This is a genomic window from Variovorax paradoxus, assembly GCF_009498455.1.
Taxonomy (GTDB): domain Bacteria; phylum Pseudomonadota; class Gammaproteobacteria; order Burkholderiales; family Burkholderiaceae_C; genus Variovorax; species Variovorax paradoxus_H.
Map to the genome: position 1 here is coordinate 7,233,486 of NZ_CP045644.1, position 22,906 is coordinate 7,256,391.

General features: G+C 65.6%; 21 protein-coding genes, 1 tRNA gene and 1 pseudogene. 12 read left to right on the forward strand and 11 right to left on the reverse strand.

Annotation, left to right across the window (positions count from 1 at the left end):
• Positions 1-4: 4 nt before the first annotated feature.
• Together GFK26_RS33670 and GFK26_RS33675 are read right to left on the reverse strand one after the other, a co-directional pair.
• On the reverse strand, positions 5-673 hold the full coding sequence (locus GFK26_RS33670; protein ID WP_153285785.1) for a lytic transglycosylase domain-containing protein: 669 nt from the start codon (positions 671-673) through the stop codon (positions 5-7).
• A complete protein-coding gene (locus GFK26_RS33675) occupies positions 670-2,415 on the reverse strand; it encodes a proline--tRNA ligase (protein ID WP_153285786.1) in 1,746 nt (581 codons plus the stop codon). Before GFK26_RS33675 ends, GFK26_RS33670 begins: the two co-directional genes overlap by 4 nt.
• A 135-nt stretch (positions 2,416-2,550) precedes the next feature.
• On the opposite strand from GFK26_RS33675, the gene GFK26_RS33680 reads away from it, so the two are divergent.
• Both GFK26_RS33680 and GFK26_RS33685 read left to right on the forward strand, forming a co-directional pair.
• Positions 2,551-3,219 (forward strand): RNA pyrophosphohydrolase, encoded by a 669-nt coding sequence (locus GFK26_RS33680; RefSeq protein ID WP_062474507.1) that lies wholly within the window; start codon positions 2,551-2,553, stop codon positions 3,217-3,219.
• Positions 3,167-3,760 (forward strand): CNP1-like family protein, encoded by a 594-nt coding sequence (locus tag GFK26_RS33685; RefSeq protein ID WP_153285787.1) that lies wholly within the window; start codon positions 3,167-3,169, stop codon positions 3,758-3,760. The genes GFK26_RS33680 and GFK26_RS33685 overlap by 53 nt, the downstream gene beginning before the upstream one ends.
• A 34-nt stretch (positions 3,761-3,794) precedes the next feature.
• On the opposite strand, the gene proB is transcribed toward GFK26_RS33685, so the two are convergent.
• The 4 genes from proB to rplU all read right to left on the reverse strand — a co-directional run bounded on the left by proB (position 3,795) and on the right by rplU (position 6,749).
• A complete protein-coding gene (gene proB, locus GFK26_RS33690) occupies positions 3,795-4,934 on the reverse strand; it encodes a glutamate 5-kinase (protein WP_153285788.1) in 1,140 nt (379 codons plus the stop codon).
• A gap of 80 nt (positions 4,935-5,014) precedes the next feature.
• Complete coding sequence (gene cgtA, locus GFK26_RS33695; protein ID WP_153285789.1) at positions 5,015-6,091, reverse strand: Obg family GTPase CgtA; 1,077 nt, start codon at positions 6,089-6,091, stop codon at positions 5,015-5,017.
• A 73-nt stretch (positions 6,092-6,164) separates the two neighbouring features.
• Positions 6,165-6,425 (reverse strand): 50S ribosomal protein L27, encoded by a 261-nt coding sequence (rpmA, locus tag GFK26_RS33700; RefSeq protein WP_013543198.1) that lies wholly within the window; start codon positions 6,423-6,425, stop codon positions 6,165-6,167.
• Between the two features lie 12 nt (positions 6,426-6,437).
• Complete coding sequence (gene rplU, locus GFK26_RS33705; RefSeq protein ID WP_042578903.1) at positions 6,438-6,749, reverse strand: 50S ribosomal protein L21; 312 nt, start codon at positions 6,747-6,749, stop codon at positions 6,438-6,440.
• A gap of 182 nt (positions 6,750-6,931) precedes the next feature.
• Between rplU and GFK26_RS33710 the strand changes: the two genes are divergently transcribed.
• From GFK26_RS33710 to GFK26_RS33755, 10 genes are all read left to right on the forward strand, one after another.
• Complete coding sequence (locus GFK26_RS33710) at positions 6,932-7,924, forward strand: polyprenyl synthetase family protein (RefSeq protein WP_153286198.1); 993 nt, start codon at positions 6,932-6,934, stop codon at positions 7,922-7,924.
• Between the two features lie 51 nt (positions 7,925-7,975).
• Positions 7,976-8,052, forward strand: a tRNA-Pro gene (locus GFK26_RS33715).
• A gap of 114 nt (positions 8,053-8,166) precedes the next feature.
• Positions 8,167-9,900, forward strand: coding sequence for a type IV-A pilus assembly ATPase PilB (gene pilB, locus GFK26_RS33720; RefSeq protein ID WP_101488972.1), 1,734 nt, complete (start codon positions 8,167-8,169; stop codon positions 9,898-9,900).
• A 24-nt stretch (positions 9,901-9,924) separates the two neighbouring features.
• The gene (locus tag GFK26_RS33725) at positions 9,925-11,154 is read left to right on the forward strand and encodes a type II secretion system F family protein (RefSeq protein ID WP_153285790.1); all 1,230 of its coding nucleotides are present in this window, start codon (positions 9,925-9,927) and stop codon (positions 11,152-11,154) included.
• Positions 11,154-12,119, forward strand: a complete 966-nt coding sequence (locus GFK26_RS33730) for a prepilin peptidase (RefSeq protein WP_153285791.1) — start codon at positions 11,154-11,156, stop codon at positions 12,117-12,119. The genes GFK26_RS33725 and GFK26_RS33730 overlap by 1 nt, the downstream gene beginning before the upstream one ends.
• 13 nt (positions 12,120-12,132) lie before the next feature.
• The gene (coaE, locus tag GFK26_RS33735; protein ID WP_194273996.1) at positions 12,133-12,744 is read left to right on the forward strand and encodes a dephospho-CoA kinase; all 612 of its coding nucleotides are present in this window, start codon (positions 12,133-12,135) and stop codon (positions 12,742-12,744) included.
• 76 nt (positions 12,745-12,820) lie between these two features.
• Positions 12,821-14,128 carry an MBOAT family O-acyltransferase gene (locus GFK26_RS33740; RefSeq protein ID WP_228121847.1) on the forward strand — a complete coding sequence of 436 codons (1,308 nt, stop codon included), beginning with the start codon at positions 12,821-12,823 and terminating at the stop codon, positions 14,126-14,128.
• Positions 14,129-14,313: 185 nt separating this feature from the next.
• The gene (locus GFK26_RS33745) at positions 14,314-15,345 is read left to right on the forward strand and encodes a hypothetical protein (RefSeq protein WP_153280311.1); all 1,032 of its coding nucleotides are present in this window, start codon (positions 14,314-14,316) and stop codon (positions 15,343-15,345) included.
• Positions 15,346-15,375: 30 nt separating this feature from the next.
• Positions 15,376-16,131 carry a cell division protein ZapD gene (gene zapD, locus GFK26_RS33750; RefSeq protein WP_153280312.1) on the forward strand — a complete coding sequence of 252 codons (756 nt, stop codon included), beginning with the start codon at positions 15,376-15,378 and terminating at the stop codon, positions 16,129-16,131.
• Positions 16,128-16,337 carry a DNA gyrase inhibitor YacG gene (locus tag GFK26_RS33755; RefSeq protein ID WP_153280313.1) on the forward strand — a complete coding sequence of 70 codons (210 nt, stop codon included), beginning with the start codon at positions 16,128-16,130 and terminating at the stop codon, positions 16,335-16,337. The genes zapD and GFK26_RS33755 overlap by 4 nt, the downstream gene beginning before the upstream one ends.
• Before the next feature lie 20 nt (positions 16,338-16,357).
• Here the strand turns inward: GFK26_RS33755 and GFK26_RS34740 are convergent.
• The 5 genes and pseudogenes from GFK26_RS34740 to argJ form a co-directional block, all read right to left on the reverse strand.
• Positions 16,358-18,324 (reverse strand): annotated as a pseudogene (locus GFK26_RS34740) (acyltransferase family protein).
• Positions 18,325-18,344: 20 nt separating this feature from the next.
• On the reverse strand, positions 18,345-20,315 hold the full coding sequence (locus GFK26_RS33765; RefSeq protein WP_153285792.1) for an acyltransferase family protein: 1,971 nt from the start codon (positions 20,313-20,315) through the stop codon (positions 18,345-18,347).
• Between the two features lie 7 nt (positions 20,316-20,322).
• Positions 20,323-20,781, reverse strand: a complete 459-nt coding sequence (locus GFK26_RS33770; RefSeq protein ID WP_228121848.1) for an NUDIX domain-containing protein — start codon at positions 20,779-20,781, stop codon at positions 20,323-20,325.
• On the reverse strand, positions 20,778-21,653 hold the full coding sequence (locus GFK26_RS33775) for an ATP-binding protein (protein ID WP_153285793.1): 876 nt from the start codon (positions 21,651-21,653) through the stop codon (positions 20,778-20,780). The genes GFK26_RS33770 and GFK26_RS33775 overlap by 4 nt, the downstream gene beginning before the upstream one ends.
• A complete protein-coding gene (gene argJ, locus GFK26_RS33780; RefSeq protein ID WP_153280315.1) occupies positions 21,650-22,879 on the reverse strand; it encodes a bifunctional glutamate N-acetyltransferase/amino-acid acetyltransferase ArgJ in 1,230 nt (409 codons plus the stop codon). The genes GFK26_RS33775 and argJ overlap by 4 nt, the downstream gene beginning before the upstream one ends.
• Positions 22,880-22,906 lie beyond the last annotated feature (27 nt).

The window sequence follows — 22,906 nt, forward strand, 5'->3', positions numbered from 1 at the left end:
GCGCTCAGGCCGCCGAGCGGTCGCGCTCGCGTTCCTTGTCGACGTAGGCCCAGAGCCGCTGGTTCGCGAACACGGCGTTCGGATACGGCGCCCTGCCGCGGCTGCCGTTGTAGCGGCCCAGCGTCATGAACAGGTCGCCCTTCTCGCGGTCGAGGTAGTGGCGCAGGATCACGCAGCCGAAGCGCAGGTTGGTCTGCATGTGGAACAGCTTGGCGGAGTCGCTGTCGCCGATCACGCGGGTCCAGAACGGCATCACCTGCATGTAGCCGCGCGCGCCCGCACTGGAGACGGCGAACTTGCGGAAGTTGCTCTCGACCTGGATCAGGCCCAGCACCAGGCTCACGTCGAGCCCCGAGCGCTTGGCCTCGTACCAGACAGTCTGCAAGAACTCGATGCGCGTCGATGGGTCAGCGACCTTCTTGCGCAGGCGCTCGCTCATTTCGCCGAGCCACCGCAGGTACGCAAGGCGGGCCTCGGTGTCGGCAAACTGCGGCACCGGCGGCGCCTTGTTGTGGACGGCCGAACTCAGCGCGGTGCGCACCGAGTCGATCAGCGGCTCTTCGATCTGCGCGCCGGCCCAGGCCGTTTGCGGCAGTGACAGAGCTGTGAGGGCGCCGGCGGCGGCGCTGCCCAGCAGGCAGCTGCGTCGCGACAAGCCGCCCGCCACGCTCATGCCGCGAGCTTGCCGGCGATGAAGTCGGCGATGCCGGCGGCAGGCACCTTGGTGGCCGCGGTGTCGCGCCGGCCCTGGTACTCGAGCTGGCCTTCCTTGAGGCCGCGGTCGGAGATCACCACGCGGTGCGGCACGCCGATCAGTTCCCAGTCGGCGAACATTGCGCCGGGGCGCTCGCCGCGGTCGTCGAGCAGCACGTCGACGCCCTTGGCCAGCAGCGCTTCGTAGAGCGCTTCGGCCGCGACCTTGACCTCGGGGCTGCGGTCCATGCCGATCGGGCAGACCACCACCGTGAACGGCGCCAGCGCGTCGGGCCAGATGATGCCGCGCTCGTCGTGGTTCTGTTCGATGGCGGCGGCGGGCAGGCGCGTGATGCCGATGCCGTAGCAGCCCATCTCGAGGAACTGCGGCTTGCCGCCTTCGTCGAGATAGGTGGCGTTCATGTCCTTGCTGTACTTGGTGCCGAGCACGAAGACGTGGCCCACTTCGATGCCGCGCTCGATGGCCAGCACGCCCTTGCCGTCGGGCGAGGCGTCGCCGGCGACCACGTTGCGCAGGTCGGCCACCAGGTCGGGCTCGGGCAGGTCGCGGCCCCAGTTGACGCCGGTCATGTGGAAGTCGACCTCGTTGGCGCCGGTGATCCAGTCGGCCAGCACGGCGGCTTCGCGGTCGGCCACGAGCTTGACGGGCTTCTTGAGGTTCAGCGGGCCGAGGTAGCCCGGCTTGCAGCCGAAGTGCTCGTCGATCTCGGCGGTGGTGGCAAAGCGGAAGCCCTTGTCGAGGCCGGGCAGCTTGCTGACCTTGATCTCGTTCATGTCGTGGTCACCGCGCAGCAGCAGCAACCAGATCTGCGCGCCCTTGATGTCGCCGGCGGCATCGAGAACGTCGGTGGCCAGCACCAGCGACTTGACGGTGGTGGCCAGCGGCACGCCGAGCAGCTCGGCCACGTCGGCGCAGGTCGCCTTGCCGGGCGTGGGCGTCTTCTCGAGCGCATTGGCGGCGGCAGGACGCGGGCCGGCCGGGGCCAGTGCCTCGGCTTTTTCCATGTTGGCGGCGTAGGTGCTGTCGGGGCAGTAGACGATCGCGTCTTCGCCGGTGGCGGCGATCACCTGGAACTCTTCGCTCAGGTCACCGCCGATGGCGCCGCTGTCGGCCGCCACGGCGCGGTAGCGCAGGCCGAAGCGGTCGAAGATGTTGCGGTAGGCTTGGGCCATCACCTGGTAGCTGGCCTTGGCCGCGTCGAGGTCGCGGTCGAAGCTGTAGGCGTCCTTCATGATGAACTCGCGCCCGCGCATCAGACCGAAGCGCGGACGACGCTCGTCACGGAACTTGGTCTGGATCTGGTAGAAATTCTTCGGCAGCTGCTTGTAGCTGCGGATTTCCTGGCGGGCGATGTCGGTCACCACCTCTTCGCTGGTCGGCTGGATCACGAAGTCGCGGTCGTGGCGGTCCTTGATGCGCAGCAGCTCGGGGCCCATCTTGTCGAAGCGGCCGGTCTCTTGCCAGAACTCGGCCGGCTGCACCACGGGCATCGCGAGCTCGACGGCGCCGGCGCGGTTCATCTCTTCGCGCACGATGGCCTCGACCTTGCGGATCACGCGCAGGCCCATGGGCATGTACGTGTAGATGCCCGTGCCGAGCTTCTTGATCATGCCGGCGCGCATCATGAGCCGATGGCTCGCGACCTCCGCGTCAGCGGGCGCTTCCTTCAGGGTGGAGACAAAAAATCGGGAAGCTTTCATCGGGATCGCGCAGGTGGGTTCGAAGTGAGGAGGGAGACAGGCACCCCGGATAGACCCTGAGAGCCCGGAACCGGTCGCTTGCCGAGGGCAACCCGGCATGCATAATCGACTCAGTTCAAAAATTGGGGTTTGATTATGCTCGACCGGGACGGCTTCAGGCCCAACGTCGGCATCATCCTGCTCAACCAGAGAAACCAGGTTTTCTGGGGCAAGCGCATACGCACGCATTCCTGGCAGTTTCCGCAAGGCGGCATCGACCGTGGCGAAAGTCCCGAGCAAGCCATGTTCCGGGAACTGCACGAGGAAGTCGGGCTCCATCCGGAGCATGTGCGCATCGTGGCCCGTACCCGCGACTGGTTGCGCTACGAGGTGCCGGATCGGTTCATCCGCCGTGACGCACGGGGCCACTACAAAGGCCAGAAGCAGATCTGGTATCTGCTGCAACTTGTCGGCCACGACTGGGATCTCAACCTGCGTGCCACCGACCATCCCGAATTCGACGCTTGGCGCTGGCATGACTACTGGGTCCCGCTCGACGTGGTCGTCGAGTTCAAGCGCGGCGTCTACGAGATGGCGCTTACCGAGCTTGCTCGCTACCTGCCCCGGCAGGATTTCCGCAACCGCTTCCTGCGCAGCAACGTGCGCGCCCGAGAATTCGAGCGCCACACGCTGGACCATGGAGCACCTGCGGGCCTCGACCTGCCGCCCGGCGGCAGCTTCGATCCGCATCCCGACATTCCTTCTGCGAGCGATGAACCTCCTCCCAAGAACAGCGCGCCTTCTTCTTTCCCGACGCCACGCTGAGCGTGCGCTCGTCATCGCCTGCGTCAGCCTGCTGGCTGCCTGCGCCTCCCGCGGCTACGACACCGACAACCCCGACTGGGCCCAAGCCGGCATGCCACCCGCGCCGAAGAGCACCGAGCAGGACAAGGAGTGGGAAGAAACCGCAGTGCCGCCGCCGCCCACCTTCAGCGAAGCGCGTCTGCTGCCGATCGCCATGCCGCCCTACATGACGCTGAAGTTCGGCGTCGACCCGAACACCATCGCCATCACGAAGGACGGCATCGTGCGCTACGTGGTGGTGGCGCAGAACCGGGCGGGCGGTGCCGTCAATGCGTTCTACGAAGGCGTGCGCTGCTCGACGGCAGAGATGAAGAGCTATGCCCGCTTCAACAACGGTGCCTGGCAGGAAACGAAGTCGCCCGAGTGGAAGCGCGTGAAGGACATGAACTCCAGCTACGTGCCGGCGCTGGCGTCCCAAGGCCTGTGCCGGGGCAACGCGCCGCGCAGCTCGGTCAACGAGATGGTGCAGAACATCCGCAATCCGCTGCGCGAACTGCCGTGAAGTGGCGGCGGGGCATGGCGCCCCGCCTTGGCGATCAACCGGGCATCAACACCATGTTGTCGCGGTGCACCATCTCCGGCTCGGCCGCGTAACCCAGCAGTCGCTCGAATTCCGCTGACGGCTTGCGGCACAGCAGCCGGGCCTCCACGCTCGAATAGTTGGCCAGCCCGCGGGCCAGCTCGACACCGTCGACATCGCGTACTGCGATCACGTCGCCGCGCGAGAATTCACCCGACACGCTCGTCATGCCGATCGGCAGCAAGCTCTTGCCTTCGCCGCGCACCTTGGCAGCCGCGCCGGCGTCGACGATGACAGCCCCACGCAGCTGCAGGTGATCGGCCATCCAGCGCTTGCGCGCCTGGTGCTTGGCGGTCTGCGCCACCAGCAGCGTGCCGATGGACTCGCCGCGCGTGAGCCGCAGCAGCGCGTCGGCTTCGCGGCCCCAGGCGATGACCGTCGAGGCGCCGGAACCCGCCGCACGCTTGGCCGCAAGGATCTTGGTGATCATGCCGCCCCGCCCGATGCTCGAGCCGGCGCCGCCCGCCATGGCTTCGAGCGCCGGGTCGCCTGCGGCGGCCTCGTGCACGAACTTGGCGTCGGGGTCCTTGCGCGGATCGGCCGTGTACAAGCCCTTCTGGTCGGTCAGGATGACTAGCGCATCGGCTTCGACCAGGTTGGCGACCAGCGCGCCGAGCGTGTCGTTGTCGCCGAACTTGATCTCGTCGTTGACGACGGTGTCGTTCTCGTTGATGACTGGCACCACGCCCAGGCGCAGCAAGGTGACGAGGGTCGAGCGCGCATTGAGATAGCGCTCCCGGTCTGCCAGGTCGGCATGCGTCAGCAGCACCTGCGCGCTGCCGATCTGGTTCTCGCGCAGTTTGGTCTCGTACATCTGGGCCAGGCCCATCTGCCCGACGGCCGCCGCCGCCTGCAGCTCGTGGATCGCGTGCGGCCGGGTTTTCCAGCCGAGGCGCTTCATGCCTTCGGCGATCGCGCCGCTCGACACCATGACCACTTCGCGCCCGTCGCGCACCAGCTGCGCCAGCTGCCGGCACCACTCGCCGATGGCGGCTTCGTCGAGGCCGCGCCCCTCGTTGGTCACAAGGCTGGAGCCCACCTTGACGACGATACGGCGGGCATCCCGCAAGGCAGTGGAACCGGAATTCGAGGTCATGAAGGAAGAAGGCGTGTTTCAGGGATGCAGCCTGCGCTGCTTGCTATCCATTTTGCAGCACCGAAGGCGCCGCGACGCGCTCAGCTTCCTTCCGGCGGCAGCGGAACGAAGCGCGGATCGACCACGACGGTCTCGTGCTCGGCCACCTGCTGGGCCTTGACCTGCTGGTACACGGCCTTGATCAGGTGCTCGCAGCCTTCGCGCGTGAGCGCCGAGATCTCGAAGACCGGGCCCTTGAAGCGCAGGCGCTTGACGAAGTCCTTGACCAGCGCCGCGCGCTCGTCGCCAGGCACCATGTCGAGCTTGTTCAGCACCAGCCAGCGCGGCTTTTCGAAGAGCGCGGCATCGTACTTCTTCAGTTCACCCACGATGGCCTTGGCCTGGGCGACCGGATCGACGGCATCGTCGAACGGCGCCATGTCGACCACGTGCAGCAGCAGGCGCGTGCGCTGCAAGTGCCGCAGGAACAGGTGACCGAGGCCGGCGCCTTCGGACGCGCCTTCGATCAGGCCGGGCAGGTCGGCGACCACGAAGCTTTGCTCCGGACCGACGCGCACCACACCCAGGTTGGGGTGCAGTGTGGTGAAGGGGTAGTCCGCAATACGGGGACGGGCATTCGAGATCGCGCTGATCAGGGTCGACTTGCCCGCATTGGGCATGCCCAGCAGGCCCACGTCGGCCAGCACCTTGAGTTCGAGCTTAAGGCTCTTCTTCTCGCCGGGCCAGCCAGGCGTCTTCTGGCGCGGCGCACGGTTGATCGCGCTCTTGAAGCGCATGTTGCCGAAACCGCCGTCGCCGCCCTTGGCGATCGTGACGACCTCACCTTCCGTGAGCATCTCGTACAGAACCTCGCCGGTTTCGGCGTCGGTGATGATCGTGCCGACCGGCATCCTGAGGACGATGTCATCGCCCGCGGCGCCGAACATGTCGGAGCCCATGCCGTGCTCGCCGCGCTTGGCTTCGTGCCGGCGCGAGTAGCGGAAATCGACCAGGGTGTTGAGGTTCGAGTCGGCCACCGCGAACACGTGGCCGCCACGGCCGCCGTCGCCGCCGTTGGGGCCGCCGAACTCTTTGTACTTCTCATGTCGGAACGACACGCAGCCGTTGCCGCCATCGCCCGCGGCGATGTCGATGAAGGCTTCGTCGACGAACTTCATGGGATGTCCAGTTTACAAATGAAGAAGCCCCGGCAATGCGGGGCCTCGGAAAGATCGAAGTGACTGGCGGGGCTTAGGCCGCGGGCGTCACGTTGACCATGTGCTTGTTCAGCGCACCCTTGTGACCGAACGACACGTGGCCGTCGACCAGGGCGAAGAGCGTGTGGTCCTTGCCCACGCCGACGTTCACGCCGGGGTGGAACTGGGTGCCGCGCTGGCGCACGATGATCGAGCCTGCGCTGATCAGTTCGCCGCCGAAGGCCTTCACGCCGAGCATCTTGGGCTTGGAATCGCGCCCGTTTCGCGTTGAGCCGCCGCCTTTTTTCTGTGCCATGGAATGTGCTCCTTAGCCGGCGATCGCGCCGATTTGCAGTTCGGTGAACTGCTGGCGATGGCCTTGACGTTTTTGATAGTGCTTGCGACGGCGCATCTTGAAGATGCCGACCTTGTCGTGCTTGCCGTGCGACAGTACCGTGACTGTCACCGTTGCGCCGGACACCAGGGGCGTGCCAACCTTGATTTCAGCGCCGTTTCCGACAGCCAGAACCTGGTCGATCACGATTTCCTGGCCTACGTCCGCAGCAATCTGTTCTACTTTAATTTTTTCGCCGGAAGCAACGCGATATTGCTTGCCGCCGGTTTTTATGACCGCGTACATGTAAACCTCTTAGAAATGAGTCCCCGCAGCGAATTCCGCAGAGCCCAAGATTATAGCGCGCTTTGCGACCGCCCACCACCCCGACTCTGAGACGCGCCCGGGATTCGTGCACGGCTCCCTATAATTCCGGCGTTCCGGCCCCCAGGGCCGCCCTCATCTTCGCAGCGCCCCGCGCCTTCGCTTTGCCAGTTCCCGCCGCCGACACCTCCCCCACCGCCACCGTGCTGGACCTGATTGCCGGCGACATGGTCGAAGTCGACCGTGTGATCGCCCTGCGACTGAACACCGGCGTTCCGCTGGTCAGCCAGGTTTCGCAATACATCATCTCGGCCGGCGGCAAGCGACTGCGGCCGGCGCTCTTGCTGCTCATGGCGGGCGCACTCGGCTACACCGGCGACCAACGCTTCAATCTGGCGGCCGTGGTGGAGTTCATCCACACCGCCACCCTGCTGCACGACGACGTGGTCGACGAGTCGACTCTGCGACGCGGTCGCGCAACCGCCAACGAATCCTTCGGCAATCCCGCCAGCGTGCTGGTGGGAGACTTCCTGTACTCGCGCGCCTTCCAGATGATGTTGGATGCAAACAACATGCGCATCATGCAGATCCTGGCCGAAGCGACCAACGTGATCGCGGAAGGCGAAGTGCTGCAGCTGATGAACATGCACGACGCCTCGCTGGACGAAGCGGCGTACCTGCGCGTGATCCGCTCCAAGACCGCCAAGCTCTTCGAGGCGAGCACCCGGTTGGCAGCCGTGCTGGCCGGCACCACGCCCGAAGTCGAAGAAGCCTGCGCCACCTATGGACAAGCGCTGGGCACCGCCTTCCAGGTGATCGACGACGTACTCGACTACGCAGGCGACGCCCAGGAAACCGGGAAGAACGTCGGCGACGACTTGCGCGAAGGCAAGACGACCTTGCCGCTGATCTTCGCCATGCAACGCGGCACGCCCGAACAGAGCGCACTTGTGCGCGCTGCCATCGAGGCCGGCGACACCGCCCAGTTAGGGAAAATCGTCGAGATCGTTCGCGAAACCGGCGCGCTGGAAGCCTCGCGCGCAGCCGCAGCCGCAGAGGCCGAACGCGCAATTCATGCATTGCGCAACCTTCCATCGAATTTGCACGCTTCAGGTTTGCTACAATTAGCGGCTCAGTTGCTTGAGCGACGTGCCTGAAACACCTCCACAGAGTTGGCATCTAGGACGAGTTTTTTTCTTGCAACCAATCGGGGTGTAGCTTAGCCTGGTAGAGCGCTACGTTCGGGACGTAGAGGCCGGAGGTTCGAATCCTCTCACCCCGACCAGTTTTTCTCGACTGGTCCAGTTTTGTCAGCGCCTGTTGCTGTGTAACGATTTACAGCACAGGCGTGTTCAGCGATGATCGTGAAGCACTTTTTCACATCTTTTGCATTCGCTGAATGGCCGCTGCCGAAATTCCCGTTAAAGAAACTACGCAGATCGCCCTTCCCGGCTTGGCGCGCGCTTTGGTGTCCGCCGGCAAGCTTGCAGCGAAATCGGCCGAAGAGATCTATCAGAAGTCGCTGAGCGGCCGCACCAGCTTCATCGCCGAATTGACCGGCACCGGCGCCGTCTCTGCAGCAGACCTCGCCCACACCCTGTCGAGCGCTTTCGGCGCCCCATTGCTCGACCTCGACGCCATCGATCACCAGCGCCTGCCCAAGGACCTGCTCGATCCGAAGCTCTGCCACGCCTACCGCATCGTCGTTCTCAGCAAGCGCAACAACCGTCTGATCGTCGCCACGGCCGACCCGTCGGACCAGCAGGCTGCGGAAAAGATCAAGTTCGCCTCGCAGATGGGCGTCGACTGGGTCATCGCCGAGTACGACAAGCTTTCGCGCATGATCGAAGCCGCCGCAGCCAGTGCGGCGGAAACGATCAACAGCATCGTCGGCACCGAGTTCGAGTTCGACGATGTCACGGCCGACACGTCGGGCGACGCCAACGAGCAGGCCATCGCCGAAGTCGAAGACGCACCCGTGGTGCGCTTCCTGCACAAGATGCTGCTCGACGCAGTGAGCATGCGGGCCTCGGACATTCACTTCGAGCCCTACGAACACCACTACCGGGTCCGTTTCCGCGTAGACGGCGAACTGCGCGAAATCGCCAGCCCGCCCACGGTCATCAAGGACAAGCTCGCCTCGCGCATCAAGGTCATTTCCCGGCTCGACATCTCGGAAAAACGCGTGCCGCAAGACGGCCGCATGAAGCTCAAGATCGGTCCCGATCGCGTGATCGACTTCCGCGTGAGCACGCTGCCCACGCTGTTCGGCGAGAAGATCGTCGTGCGTATCCTGGACCCGAGCAGCGCCCGCATGGGCATCGACGCCCTGGGCTACGACGCCGACGAGAAAGAACGGCTCCTCCACGCCATCGGCCGCCCGTATGGCATGGTGCTGGTGACCGGCCCCACGGGCTCGGGCAAGACCGTGTCGCTGTACACCTGCCTGAACCTGCTCAACCAGCCGGGCGTCAACATCGCGACGGCGGAAGATCCGTCGGAAATCAACCTGCCCGGCGTCAACCAGGTCAACGTCAACGAGAAGGCCGGCCTCACCTTCGCGGCGGCGCTGCGCGCCTTCCTGCGGCAGGATCCCGACATCATCATGGTCGGCGAAATCCGCGACCTCGAAACCGCCGACATCTCGATCAAGGCCGCGCAAACCGGCCACTTGGTGCTCTCGACGCTGCACACCAACGACGCGCCGACCACGCTGACGCGCATGCGCAACATGGGCATCGCGCCCTTCAACATTGCGTCAAGCGTGATCCTGATCACTGCCCAACGCCTTGCGCGCCGGCTGTGCATGCTGTGTCGCGTGCCGATCGACATCCCGCGCGAAGCCCTGCTTGAAGCCGGCTTCAACGAGGAAGACATCAACGGCACCTGGAAGCCGTACCGCCCGGTCGGCTGTGCCGCCTGCAGCGGCGGCTACAAGGGCCGGGTCGGCATCTACCAGGTGATGCCGATTACGGAAGCCATCCAGGAAATCATCCTGCGCGATGGCAGCGCACTGGACATCGCGAACCAATCCGAAGCCGAAGGCGTGCGCTCGCTGCGCCAGTCGGGCCTTCGCAAAGTCATGCAGGGCCTCACTTCGCTCGAAGAAGTCGTGGCCTGCACCAACCTATAACGAACACACTGAACCGGAGATCGAATGGCAACAGTGGCATCCTCCCGCTCCCAGGTCACGCACAAGGAATTCGTCTTCGAATGGGAAGGCAAGGACCGCAACGGCAAGCTGGTGCGCGGCGAGCTTCGCGCCGCCGGGGAGAACCAGGTCCAGGCGGCGCTGCGCCGTCAGGGCGTGCTGGCGTCCAAGATCAAGAAGCGCCGCATGCGCTCGGGCAAGTCGATCAAGCCCAAGGACATTGCGATCTTCACGCGCCAGCTCGCGACCATGATGAAGGCGGGCGTGCCGCTGCTGCAGTCCTTCGACATCGTGGGGCGCGGCAACGCAAATCCGAGTGTGGCCAAACTACTGAACGACATCCGTAGCGATGTCGAGACCGGCACCTCGCTGTCGGCCGCGTTCCGCAAGTTTCCGAAGTACTTCGACAACCTGTATTGCAACCTGGTGGAAGCCGGTGAGGCCGCCGGTATTCTGGAAGACCTGCTCGATCGCCTGGCGACCTACATGGAGAAGACCGAGGCGATCAAGTCGAAGATCAAGTCGGCGCTGATGTACCCGACCTCGGTGGTCGTCGTGGCCTTCGTGGTGGTCGCGATCATCATGATCTTCGTGATCCCTGCGTTCAAGCAGGTGTTCTCCTCCTTCGGTGCCGACCTGCCCGCACCGACGCTGATCGTGATGGCGATCAGCGAGTTTTTTGTTTCCTACTGGTGGCTGATCTTCGGCGTGCTCGGCGGCGGCATCTACTTCTTTTTGCAAGCCTGGAAGCGCAACGAGCGCGTCCAGAAGGTCATGGACCGCCTGCTGCTGCGCCTTCCCATCTTCGGTACGCTGATCGAAAAATCCTGCGTGGCCCGCTGGACCCGCACGCTCGCCACCATGTTCGCAGCCGGCGTTCCGCTGGTCGAGGCGCTCGATTCCGTGGGCGGCGCATCGGGCAACTCGGTGTACGGAGACGCCACCGCCAAGATCCAGCAGGAAGTCTCGACCGGCACCAGCCTGACCACGGCCATGACCAACGTCAACCTGTTCCCCTCGATGGTGATCCAGATGACCGCCATCGGCGAGGAATCGGGCTCCATCGATCACATGCTGGGCAAGGCCGCGGACTTCTACGAGTCCGAAGTCGACGACATGGTCGCCGGCCTTTCCAGCCTGATGGAGCCCATCATCATCGTGTTCCTCGGCGTCATCATCGGTGGCATCGTGGTGTCGATGTACCTGCCCATCTTCAAGCTCGGCCAGGTCGTCTGATGCTGGTGTCGCAGGGGTTCGACACCGCGCTCGCCGGTGTGTTGGGGCTATTGGTCGGCAGCTTCCTGAACGTGGTGATCTACCGCACGCCGATCATGATGTACCGGGGCTGGCTGAGCGATGCGGTCGCCAATCTCATGTCGTCGAAGGACATGCCTTCGCTGTGGTCGCTGGTCTTCGGCCCGAAGTCGGTGCCGCCTGCGGGCCTCGAAGCGGCGGCCGACAAAGCGGCCGAAGCCCTCGAGAAGCTGCCACCCTTCGACCTTTCGCGCCCTGCTTCGCGCTGCGGTGCCTGCGGCCACCGGATCCGCTGGTACCAGAACATCCCCGTGCTGAGCTACCTTCTGCTGCGCGGCCGATGCGCCAGCTGCAAGACGTCGATCAGCCCGCGCTATCCCCTTGTCGAGCTGATCACCGGCGGGCTGTTCGCCCTGTGCGCGCATCGCTTCGGCATCACCCCGGCAGGCGCGCTCTGGGCGGCCTTCGGCGCGGTGCTGATCTGCCAGTTCCTCATCGACTTCGACACGCAGTTCCTGCCCGATTCACTGAACTACCCCCTGCTCTGGCTGGGCCTGATCGGTGCTGCCATGGGCTGGACCGGCGTCGCCCTGAACGCCGCAGTCTGGGGCGCCGTGTTCGGCTACCTGAGCCTGTGGCTTGTGTACCATGCCTACCGCCTGGCCACAGGCAAGGAAGGCATGGGACATGGGGACTTCAAACTGCTCGCCGCACTGGGCGCCTGGCTCGGCGCCGACTACCTCATCGCGATCATCCTCGTGTCGTCGGTGGTGGGCGCCGTGATCGGCCTCGCGCTGCGTTTTGCCGGCAAGCTGGCCCACAAGGACATCCCCATCGCCTTCGGACCGTTCCTGGCCGGTGCCGGCCTGATCTGCCTCGTGGCCGGTCCCGCGGTCGTGAAGCAATGGATTCCTTTCGCCTTCCCCTTCGGCGCCCTGGCCCTCTAGGAACAGCAGCGGCATGGCAGTGAAGCGCATCGGCCTGACCGGCGGCATCGGCAGCGGCAAGAGCACGGTCGCATCGCTGCTGTTGGCCGAAGGGGCGGTGCTCGTCGACACCGATGCCATTGCGCGCAGCATCGCGCAGGCCGGCGGTATCGCGATGCCCGCCCTCGAGTCCGCATTCGGCCCTTCAGTCATTGCCCCCGACGGCAGCCTCGATCGGGCGGCCATGCGCCAACTGGTGTTCGCCGATGCGGGCGCCAAGGCCCGCCTCGAAGCCATCCTGCATCCGCTGATCGGCACCGAGACCCAGCGCCAGGCCGCCGCGGCCGGCGACGATGCCGTTGTCGTGTTCGATGTGCCCCTGCTGGTTGAATCGGGCCGCTGGCGCGCCCTCGTGGACCGCGTGCTGGTGGTCGATGCCCGGGAAGAAACGCAGTTGCAGCGCGTCATGACCCGTTCAGGCTGGGCCCCCGAAGCCGTGCGCGCCGTGATCGCCCAACAAGCCCCGCGCAAGGCACGCCGGGCCGCCGCCGACGCCGTGATTTACAACGAGTCGTTGACGCTCGGGGAACTGGGCACCGAGGTGCGGGGTCTCTGGAAGCTGTGGGCCGCGGCCACCACGCGATAATCGGAGACCAGCCGCCCCGGCGGCTCTATAACGATTACGACAAAAAGGCGCTCGCCACTGCAGTGCCCTCCCCGAGATGCTTTTCAACTCGTATCCCTTCATTTTTGTCTATTTCCCGCTGGTCCTGATCGGGTTCTTCCTGATCGGCAAACGCAACACCCGCGCTGCCGCCGGCTTCCTCGGACTGGCCTCGCTGTTCTTTTACGGCTGGTGGAGCGTGCAGGCCCTGCCGCTGCTGCTCGGCTCGATCTGCGTCAACTACTGGTTCGGCCTGCAGCTGACACCCGCGCCGGGCCGCAACGACCGCAAGCGCAAGACGCTGCTGATCGCCGCGCTGGTGATCAACCTGGGCGTGCTGGCCGTCTTCAAGTACGCCAACTTCTTCCTGGAAAACGTCGACGCCGGGCTGGTCGCGGCAGGTATGACGCCCATCGATCTGGTGCACATCGTGCTGCCGATCGGCATCTCGTTCTACACCTTCACGCAGATCGCCTTCCTGGTCGACTGCTGGCAGGGCAAGGTGCATGAGCGCAGCTTCATCCACTACATGCTGTTCGTCACCTACTTCCCGCACCTGATCGCGGGTCCGGTGTTGCACCACGCGCAGATGATGCCGCAGTTCAACAGCCCGGCGACCTACAGGTTCAACGCCAGCAACGTGGCGCTCGGGCTGGGCATCTTCGTCTTCGGCCTGGCCAAGAAGATGCTGATCGCCGACCCGCTCGGGCAGTACGCCGACATGATGTTCAAGGGCGTGCACGAGGGCGTGCTGCCCTCCCTGTACACCGCGTGGTTCGGTGTGCTGGCCTACACGCTGCAGATCTATTTCGACTTCTCGGGCTACTCCGACATGGCGGTCGGCCTGTCGCTGTGCCTGGGCGTGCAGCTGCCGCTCAATTTCCGCTCGCCCTACAAGTCGACCAACATGATCGAGTTCTGGCGCCGCTGGCACATCTCGCTGTCGACCTTCCTGCGCGACTACCTCTACGTGCCGCTCGGCGGCAACCGCAAGGGCCCGGCACGCCGCTACCTCAACCTCTTCCTGACGATGCTGCTTGGCGGCCTGTGGCACGGTGCCGCCTGGACCTTCGTGATCTGGGGCGCGCTGCATGGCGCCTACCTGATGGTCAATCACTTCTGGAACGCCAAGGTGCGCCGCGGCAACACCAAGACCACCTGGTACGGCCGCGTGATCGGCTGGTTCATCACCTTCCTGTGCGTGATGATCGCCTGGGTCGTGTTCCGCGCCGACAGCATGACGGCTGCCATCGAGATCTACAAGGGCATGCTCGGCCTGCACGGCGCCCCGTGTCGGCCTTCGGCGAGTTCCGCGTTCCGTTCCGCAAGCCCGAATTCTTCCAGACCATCCTCGTGGGCCTCGTGATCTGCCTGGCGCTGCCGCCGACGATCACCCTCGACCGCTGGATTCCGAACGTCGCCGGCCTGGCCGGACGACCCGCCTGCAACGCCTGGCCACATGGGTCACCGGACTGGGCTGCGTCTATCTTTTCGGTCTGTGCGTGTCGAAGTTCGGCAGCTACAGCCCGTTCCTCTATTTCCAGTTCTGACATGGAAGACACGAAATCGGCCAAGGTCTGGCTCCGCATCTTCGCCGCCGGCTACCTGGTGTGCTGCGCCCTGCTGGTCGTCAGCCTCTTCACGCCCATTCCGTACGGCGACCTGACCCGCATCGGTCGCATCTCGGAGCAAGAGTTCGGCTGGCACGTACCGCCTCCGCCGATCCCTGATGCCAACGTCAAGACCTGGCCAATCCAGGAATCCGACATCCTGGTGATCGGCGACAGCTTCTCGGTGCGCTACGTCTGGCAATCGGTGCTCGTGGGCGCCGGCTACAAGCTCACCACCACGCACTGGGACAACACCGGCCCGCTGTGCGAGGACTTCGCGAGCTGGCTCCAAAAGTCCGGCTTCAAGGGCAAGGTCGTCATCGTCGAAAGCATCGAGCGCCTGCTCGAAGACCGCATCGAGAAGTCCGCGGCCTGCAAGACGATGAAGCACGCCTTCAAGCCGACCCCGCCGCCCGGTGAGAATCCGTCCAAACCAGCCCCCGGCTTCCAGCTCAACTGGGACGCCCAGTTGCTCAGCGGCTGGTTCACTTATCACAACACCCGCGCCATCCTGCGCTCCGACAGCTGGACCAACACCCCCGAGCACTGGGGCCCGCTGATCGACGCGCGCAAGGTGCCCGACGGCTGCAAGCAGTTCAGCCACCGCGCGTGCGACAAGCTGCTGGTGACCGCCGAAGACCGCGTCAACGCCCCGTTGTCGGTCGAGTCGGCACGCTTCATGAAGCGCTTCGAGAACAGCGCCGCGCCCTACAAGGTGGTATGGATGGTCGTGCCCAACAAGAGCACGGTCTATTTGCAACAAAACCATGCCGATGCGTTCAGGGCCGAATTCAACCCGCAAAATATCGGGCCGGACCTGTTCGATCTTGCGGAGAAAAACCGCTTCAAGATGACGGATCTATTTCCCGCGAACGAGACCCACGTCTCGACCCAGGGTTACATTCTTTTCGGCCAGCGTATGCTGGAGGCTGTGCGTGAGGTGCTGCCGGCACCAATTGCAAAATCGCAATGAGCTCGAACCTGATCTGAAAAGCCGATACGCGTGATCCTCTACGAGTACCCCTTCAACGAGCGCACCCGCACCTACCTGCGGCTGGAGCACCTCTTCCGCCGGCTCGGTGAACTGGTGCCCTCCGAATCGCCGCTGTCCCATCACTACGCCCTGGTCACGATCTTCGAGATCATGGACGTGGCCGCGCGAGCCGACCTCAAGGCCGACGTCATGCGCGACCTCGACAAGCACAAGAACGTGTTCAACGGCTACCGGGGCAATCCGGCCATCGCCGAAGCCGTGCTCGACCAGGTGGTCGGCCAGCTCGAGCGCAACTTCACCACACTGAACGGCGTGGCGGGCAAGGCCGGCCAGGCGCTGACGGAAAACGAGTGGCTCATGAGCATCCGCAGCCGCGCCGGCATTCCGGGCGGCACCTGCGAGTTCGACCTGCCCGCCTATTTCGCCTGGCAACACCGCCCGGCCGCCAGCCGTCGCGCCGACCTCGAACGCTGGTCGAACACCCTGTCTCCGCTGGCGTCGTCGATCTACCTGCTGCTCAAGCTGCTGCGCGACGCCGACGTGCCCTACAAGGTGATCGCGACCAACGGCCAGTTCCAGCAGAACCTGCCGCAAGGCCGCAGCTTCCAGCTGCTGCGCCTGCGCATCGACCCGAAGCTGGGCCTGATTCCTGAAATCAGCGGCAACCGCCTCATGGTGTCCGTGCGCCTCATGCGGCACGACAAGGACGATCGCCTCCATCCAAGCTCGGACGACGCGCCTTTCGAGCTGACTCTCTGCGCATGACCGAGGTGAACGACAAGGGCGAGCGGATCGTCCGTTGCCCCACGTGCGGCGGCGACAGCGTCTATGCGCCGAGCAACAGCTACCGCCCGTTTTGCAGCGCGCGCTGCAAGGGCATCGACCTGGGCGCCTGGGCCAGCGAAGAGTTCCGGATGCCGACCGAGGCCCCGCCCGACGACGATCCGTTCGGCGACCCGAAGGTCCAGTAACCGCCCCGCCGCGCCGACGACTACTTGCCGCCTGCGTCCTCGTCCAGCAACGCCGGATCCATGTAGGTCGCAAAGCTGCGCGCATAGCGCGGCCGGAGGTGACCGATGTCCTTGTACGCCGGCGAACCATCGTCCGGCATGCTGCGCAGGCACTGGCCGTCAGTGCACAAGCTGGCGAACGGCGCAATCACCTGCGCGCCATTGGCTTCGGCCACCTGCTTCAGCCGCGCATTGAACTGCGCCTGGTCTTCCGGCAACGGGGCCTTGCCTTGCTCGCTGACGCGCATCCCGCCCAAGCGGCTGCCCTCGATCTGCTTGAGCGGATCGAAATCCATGCCGACCGGGTTGCCGAGCACCAGGTAGACCTTCTTGTGCGCCGCGGACAGACGCCTCAGCACCTCGCCCAGCGACTGGAGCGCCAGGTCAACGCCGTCGCCGTTCTGGAACGGGTGCACGACCTTCTTGTCGTCGACGAAATAGTTCACCGCAGGTCCGACGCCGGTGAAATAGCAGCTCCAGCAGGCCCCGAGCACCACCGAGTCGATTTCCGGTTGGAGCGCCAGATCGAGCACGGCCGCGCGCCGCGCGTCGCAGGCCGTGTCGGCACCGCTGAACAGGCCCGGCACCGGCGGGCACGATCCCTGGTCGCAAAGTACACCGTGCGGGCCTTGTCGGGCTGCGTGCGCCCCAGCTCGAGTGCGCGCGGCGCATATTGCTCGACGTGGCTGTCGCCGATCAGCAGCACGTTGTGTTTGCCGTTGCCGGTGCGGTAAACGAACTGGCCACCGAGTGCAGATTCCTCGAAGCCCCCGTAGTAGTTGTCTTCGCGCGTCGCATCGGCCACGGCTTGCAGTGCCTGGCTGTCGTGGCGCGGCTGCGGCATGCCCAGGAACACCAGCACGCCGACCAGCGCCAGCGCCGCGCCGCCGGCGGCCAGCCCGCGCAGCATGCCCTGCGAGAGGTGCAGTTTGACAAAGCGCTCCACGAAACGGTACGTGACCCAGGCCAGGACGACCGAAGCCACCACCATCGCGATGCGCACCTGCAGCGAGGGCTCGCCGCCCGCGACGATGCGCGCATACGAAAGCAGCGGCCAGTGCCACAGGTACAACGGGTAGCTGATGAGGCCGATCCACACCATCACACGGTTCGACAGCAGGTACTTGTTCAGCACGCCGTTCGGACCTGCGGCGATGCAGCTCACCGCGCCGAGCACCGGCAGCAACGCCCACCAGCCGGGAAACGCCTTGGTGCTGCGCGTCATGAAAAGGCCCAGCACGATCAGTCCCAGGCCGACCACCGACTGCACGTGCTTCAGCATCGGCCGCGCATCCGCCGACGTCGACGTCGGCTGGAGGCGCATGACCGCCAGCAGGCCACCGGCCATCAGCTCCCACGCGCGCGACAGCGGCGAATAGAACGCCGCGGCGCGGTACGGCTGTACCGTGAGCACGTTGACCAGGAACGAAATGATGGCCACCGCCAGCGTCACCCGCAGGATCGGCCAGCGCTTGCGCCAGGCCAGCCCCAGCAGCAGCGGCCAGAAAATGTAGAACTGCTCCTCGATACCCAATGACCACAGGTGCAGCAGCGGCTTGGTCTCCGCCGTGGCATCGAAGTACCCCGCTTCACCGAGGAACACCAGGTTGGCGAAGAAAGCGGCCCCGCCGGTGGTCTGCTTGCCGAGCTGCGAGAACTCGCCGGGCAGCAGCACGTACCAGCCGAACGCCAGCGTGGCGAGCAGCACCAGCACCAGCGCGGGAAAGATGCGCCGAATGCGTCGCTCGTAGAAGTCGCGGTAGGTGAAGTCGCCCGCCGCAAGGCTCTGGAGAAGGATGGTCGTGATCAGGAAGCCCGAAATCACGAAGAAGACGTCGACCCCGATGAAGCCGCCGGGCAGCAGGCTCGGGAAGGCGTGGTACGCCAGCACCGAGCCCACCGCGATGGCGCGCAGGCCGTCAATGTCCGGGCGGTACTTGGGATGCATCGTCGGTCCGGCGGGCTCGCTCAGCGCGCCGGCTGTTGCGCGGCGGCTGGTGCGCTGCGCACCGTGCGGTCGAAATAGCTCGCCTCTTCCCGGGTGTAGCGCGGACGCAGGTGGTCAGCGTCCTTGTAAGCGGGGGCGCCGTCGGGCAGCGTGCGCAGGCACTGGTCGTTCTTGCACAGCACCGACATGGCGTCGATCGGTTCCGCCCCGCTCGCCTGCGCGATGGCGCGCAGCCGGTCGTTGAGCTGCTTCTGGTCGGCCGGCAGCGGCGCGGTCGGGGTCGAGGACATGGCCTCCATGTGCGTCAGGCGACTGCCTTCGATCAGCCGCTTGGGCGTGAACTCCGGGCCGCCGGGGTTGTCGAGCAGCAGGTAGACCTTCTTGTGCCGCGCGAGTTCGCGCAGCGTGAACTCCATCGACGCCAGGGAACGCTCGATGCCGTCACCGTTCTGGAACGGATGGCGCTTGTTGTCGGCGTCGCGGAAGTAGTAGTCCAGCGCGCCCTGGCCGATGAAGTAGCAGTTCCAGCAACCGCCGATCACCACCGAGTCGACCTCGGGGCCCATCGCGTAGGCCAGCATGGCATCGCGCCGTTCGGCGCAGCCGATATTCTTGTCTGCATGCACGCCCGGCACGGCCGGGCAGGCACCCTGGGTCACGAACCAGGCCGACTTGTCTGGCATCGACAGCGTGCGGGCCAGCTCCATCACGCGCGGTGCGTACTGCTGCACATGGCTGTCGCCCAGGAACAGCACGCGCTTCGGGCCACTGCCGACCTTGTAGACCAGCTGCTCGCCGATCTGATCGAGCTTGAAGCCCTCGTAGTAGTCGCCGTCCAGCGTGGCGTTGGCCACGACCTGCAGCCGGGCGCTGTTATTGCGCGGCTCCGGCACGCCCAGAAAGATCGCGACACCCGCGGCGGCCGCCAGCACCATGCCCGCGCCCAGTGCCTTGAGCGTTCCCGCGCCGAGCCGGTTGCGTGCGAAGCGCTCGACAAAGCGGTAGGTCGCCCACGCCAGCAGCACGCTCGCCACCATCGCGCCCGCGCGATAGACCGGCGACGGGTGCAGCGGATCGGCTTCCACGATGCGCACGAAAGCCAGCAGCGGCCAGTGCCACAGGTACAGCGGGTAGCTGATGAGGCCGATCCACACCATCACACGGTTCGACAGCAGGTACTTGTTCAGCACGCCGTTCGGCCCCGCGGCGATGCAGCTCACCGCGCCCAGCGTCGGCAGCAGCGCCCACCAGCCCGGGAACGCCTTGTTGCTGCGGATCATCACCAACCCGAGCACGATCAGGCCCACGCCCAGCACCGACTGCACGTGGCTGCGCCACGCATTCGGTGCCGGCGGCTTCAGGCGCATGCACGCCAGGATGCCGCCGACCATCAGCTCCCAGAAGCGGGAGGCCGGCGAATAGAACGACGCCGCGGGCAGCGGATGCACCGTCGTCACGTTGATCAGGAACGACACCGCTGCCACCGCGAGCACCACGCGCACCATCGGCCAGCGCTTGCGCCAGGCCAACCCCAGCAGCAGCGGCCAGAAAATGTAGAACTGCTCCTCGATGCCCAGCGACCACAGGTGCAGCAGCGGCTTGGTTTCGGCCGCCGTATCGAAGTAGCCCGACTCGCTCCAGAACACCAGGTTGGCGACAAAGGCCGAGCCCCCCACGGTCTGCTTGCCGAGTTCCGCGAACTCGTCGGACAGCAGCAGGTACCAGCCCGCGCACAGGGTCGCCAGCAGCACCACGATCAGGGCCGGAAAGATCCGGCGGATGCGGCGCGCGTAGAAGTCGCGGTAGGTGAAGTCACCCGCCGCGAGGCTTTGCAGAATGATGGTCGTGATCAGGAAACCCGAGATCACGAAGAAGATGTCGACCCCGATGAAGCCGCCCATCAGCGCGGTCGGGAACGCGTGGTACACCAGCACGGCGCCCACCGCAATGGCACGCAGGCCGTCAATGTCCGGACGGTACTTGGGGTGCATCAATCGGTCAGTGGGCCGGCGCGATGACTGGCGGCGGCACGAACGGCAGACCGCGCTCCTCCGACAGCCACTGCAGCACGGGGAACGCCCCCGGCAACACCGGCGCCACCTCGAGCGGCAACTGCTGCCAGGCCATGGACTGGCTCTCGCGCATTTCGAATTCGCCGGTCCAGTCCGTCACCTTGCACCAGTGCAGGCGCACCAGCGCGTGCGGGTAGTCGTGCTCCGTGACCTTCCAGACCTCGGCGCCGCCGATGGTGATGCCCAGTTCTTCCTGCAGCTCGCGGCGCAGGGCTTCTTCGACCGTTTCACCGGCCTCGATCTTGCCGCCCGGAAACTCCCAGTAGCCCGCGTAGGCCTTGCCTTCGGGCCGCGTGGTGAGCAGCAGCGCATCGTCGGCCAGCCGGATCAGCACGCCGACGGCCACTTCGGTGTGCTTGCGCGCCGATTTCACAGCCTCGCTCACGCGCCAGCCCGCCCTGCGTAGTCGCGCGCGAACTGGTAGGCCACGCGGCCGCTGCGCGAGCCGCGCTCCAGCGCCCACACGAGCGCCTCAGGCCGCGCTGCGGCGATGGCCGCTTCGTCGACGCCGAACGACGAGAGCCACTGGCCCACGATCGTCAGGTATTCGTTCTGGCTGAAGGGGTAGAAGCTCACCCAGAGGCCGAAGCGCTCCGACAGCGAAATCTTTTCTTCGATCACCTCACCCGGATGGACTTCGCCATCTTCGGTGTGGGTGTACGAGAGGTTGTCCTTCATGTACTCGGGCAGCAGGTGGCGCCGGTTGCTGGTCGCGTAGATCAGCACGTTGGGCGTCGAGGCGGCAATCGATCCGTCGAGGATCGACTTGAGCGCCTTGTAGCCCGGCTCACCTTCGTCGAAGCTCAGGTCGTCGCTGAAGACGATGAACTTCTCGGGACGCTGCGAGACCACCTCGACGATGTCAGGCAGGTCGACCAGCTCGGCCTTGTCGACTTCGATCAGGCGCAGGCCCTGCGGCGCATAGGCCTGCAGGCAGGCGCGGATCAGCGACGACTTGCCCGTGCCGCGTGCGCCGGTCAGCAGCACGTTGTTGGCCGGCTTGCCTTCGACGAACTGGCGCGTGTTGCGCTCGATCTTTTCCTTCTGGACGTCGATTTCCTTCAGCGAATCGAGCGCCATCGTGGCCACGTGCTTCACGGGCTCCAGCACGCCATGGCCGGAGCTGCGGCGACGGTAGCGCCACGCGATGGAAGCGCTCCAGTCGGTCGGCGCAGCCAGCGGTTGCGGCAGGATCGATTCGATGCGGCCGATGAGCTGCTCGGCGCGCTCGATCAGCTTCTGGAACTGCTCGTTCATGACCGGTAGTCGGCGTTGATCGTGACGTATTCGTGGCTGAAGTCGCAGGTCCACACGGTTTCGGTGGCGGTGCCGCGGCCCAGGCCGATGCGCACGGTGATTTCGCTCTGCTTCATCACGCGCTGGCCGTCTTCCTCGCGGTACGACGGGTTGCGCCCGCCCTTCACGGCCACGTGCACGTCATCCAGGAACAGGTCGATGCCGGTCTGGTCAAGGTCGGCAATGCCGGCATAGCCGACGGCCGCCAGAATGCGGCCCAGGTTCGGGTCGCTGGCGAAGAAGGCGGTCTTGACCAGCGGCGAATGCGCCACGGCATACGCCACCTGGCGGCACTCGGCCGTGTCCTTGCCGCCGTCGACCTGGATGGTGATGAACTTGGTCGCGCCTTCGCCGTCGCGCACGATGGCTTGCGCCAGCAGGCGGGCCACGTCGCGCATCGCGGCCACGAGCGCCTGGCCGTCGGCCGAGTCGAGCGAGGTGATGGTCGCGTGCGCGGCCTTCTGCGTGGCGATGACCACGAACGAGTCATTGGTCGAGGTGTCGCCGTCGATGGTCACGCGGTTGAACGAGGCATCGGCCAGCTGCTTGGCCAGCGGCTGGATCAGCGACGGGTCGATCTTCGCGTCGGTTGCCATGAAGCCGAGCATGGTCGCCATGTTCGGGCGGATCATGCCGGCGCCCTTGCTGATGCCGGTGATGGTGACCGTGGCGCCGCCGATCTGCACCCGGCGGCTGAACGCCTTCGGGATCGTGTCGGTGGTCATGATGCCTTCGGCGGCACGGCCCCAGTTGCTTTCCGAGGCGTCGGCCAGCGCGGCCGGCAGGCCGGCTTCGATGCGGTCCACGGGCAGCGGCTCCATGATCACGCCGGTCGAGAACGGCAGGATCTGCTCGGGTGCCAGCTCCAGGTGGCGGGCCAGCGCGATGCAGGTCGAGCGCGTGCGCATCAGGCCGTCTTCGCCGGTGCCGGCGTTGGCATTGCCGGTGTTGATCACCATCGCGCGGATGCCGTAGTTGGCCGCCAGATGGTCGCGGCAGACCTGCACGGGTGCCGCGCAGAAACGGTTCTGCGTGAACACGCCGCCGACCGCCGAGCCTTCGTCGATCAGCACGACGGTCAGGTCCTTGCGGTTGGCCTTGCGCACGCCGGCTTCGGCCACGCCGATGCGGACGCCGGGCACCGCGAACAAGGCGGCAGGATCAGGGGCGGACAGGTTCACGGGCATGGGATTTCTCTCAATAAAAAGTGCGAG

Excerpts from the sequence above, each read along its gene's own strand:
- GFK26_RS33740 (WP_228121847.1), top strand. The coding sequence starts at position 12,821 with ATGCTTTTCAACTCGTATCCCTTCATTTTTGTCTATTTCCCGCTGGTC.
- GFK26_RS33775 (WP_153285793.1), bottom strand. The coding sequence starts at position 21,653 with ATGAACGAGCAGTTCCAGAAGCTGATCGAGCGCGCCGAGCAGCTCATC.
- proB (WP_153285788.1), bottom strand. The coding sequence starts at position 4,934 with ATGACCTCGAATTCCGGTTCCACTGCCTTGCGGGATGCCCGCCGTATC.
- GFK26_RS33675 (WP_153285786.1), bottom strand. The coding sequence starts at position 2,415 with ATGAAAGCTTCCCGATTTTTTGTCTCCACCCTGAAGGAAGCGCCCGCT.
- GFK26_RS33685 (WP_153285787.1), top strand. The coding sequence starts at position 3,167 with ATGAACCTCCTCCCAAGAACAGCGCGCCTTCTTCTTTCCCGACGCCAC.
- GFK26_RS33730 (WP_153285791.1), top strand. The coding sequence starts at position 11,154 with ATGCTGGTGTCGCAGGGGTTCGACACCGCGCTCGCCGGTGTGTTGGGG.
- GFK26_RS33765 (WP_153285792.1), bottom strand. The coding sequence starts at position 20,315 with ATGCACCCCAAGTACCGTCCGGACATTGACGGCCTGCGTGCCATTGCG.
- GFK26_RS33670 (WP_153285785.1), bottom strand. The coding sequence starts at position 673 with ATGAGCGTGGCGGGCGGCTTGTCGCGACGCAGCTGCCTGCTGGGCAGC.
- rplU (WP_042578903.1), bottom strand. The coding sequence starts at position 6,749 with ATGTACGCGGTCATAAAAACCGGCGGCAAGCAATATCGCGTTGCTTCC.
- rpmA (WP_013543198.1), bottom strand. The coding sequence starts at position 6,425 with ATGGCACAGAAAAAAGGCGGCGGCTCAACGCGAAACGGGCGCGATTCC.
- cgtA (WP_153285789.1), bottom strand. The coding sequence starts at position 6,091 with ATGAAGTTCGTCGACGAAGCCTTCATCGACATCGCCGCGGGCGATGGC.
- pilB (WP_101488972.1), top strand. The coding sequence starts at position 8,167 with ATGGCCGCTGCCGAAATTCCCGTTAAAGAAACTACGCAGATCGCCCTT.
- GFK26_RS33755 (WP_153280313.1), top strand. The coding sequence starts at position 16,128 with ATGACCGAGGTGAACGACAAGGGCGAGCGGATCGTCCGTTGCCCCACG.
- GFK26_RS33745 (WP_153280311.1), top strand. The coding sequence starts at position 14,314 with ATGGAAGACACGAAATCGGCCAAGGTCTGGCTCCGCATCTTCGCCGCC.
- coaE (WP_194273996.1), top strand. The coding sequence starts at position 12,133 with ATGGCAGTGAAGCGCATCGGCCTGACCGGCGGCATCGGCAGCGGCAAG.
- GFK26_RS33680 (WP_062474507.1), top strand. The coding sequence starts at position 2,551 with ATGCTCGACCGGGACGGCTTCAGGCCCAACGTCGGCATCATCCTGCTC.
- GFK26_RS33725 (WP_153285790.1), top strand. The coding sequence starts at position 9,925 with ATGGCAACAGTGGCATCCTCCCGCTCCCAGGTCACGCACAAGGAATTC.
- argJ (WP_153280315.1), bottom strand. The coding sequence starts at position 22,879 with ATGCCCGTGAACCTGTCCGCCCCTGATCCTGCCGCCTTGTTCGCGGTG.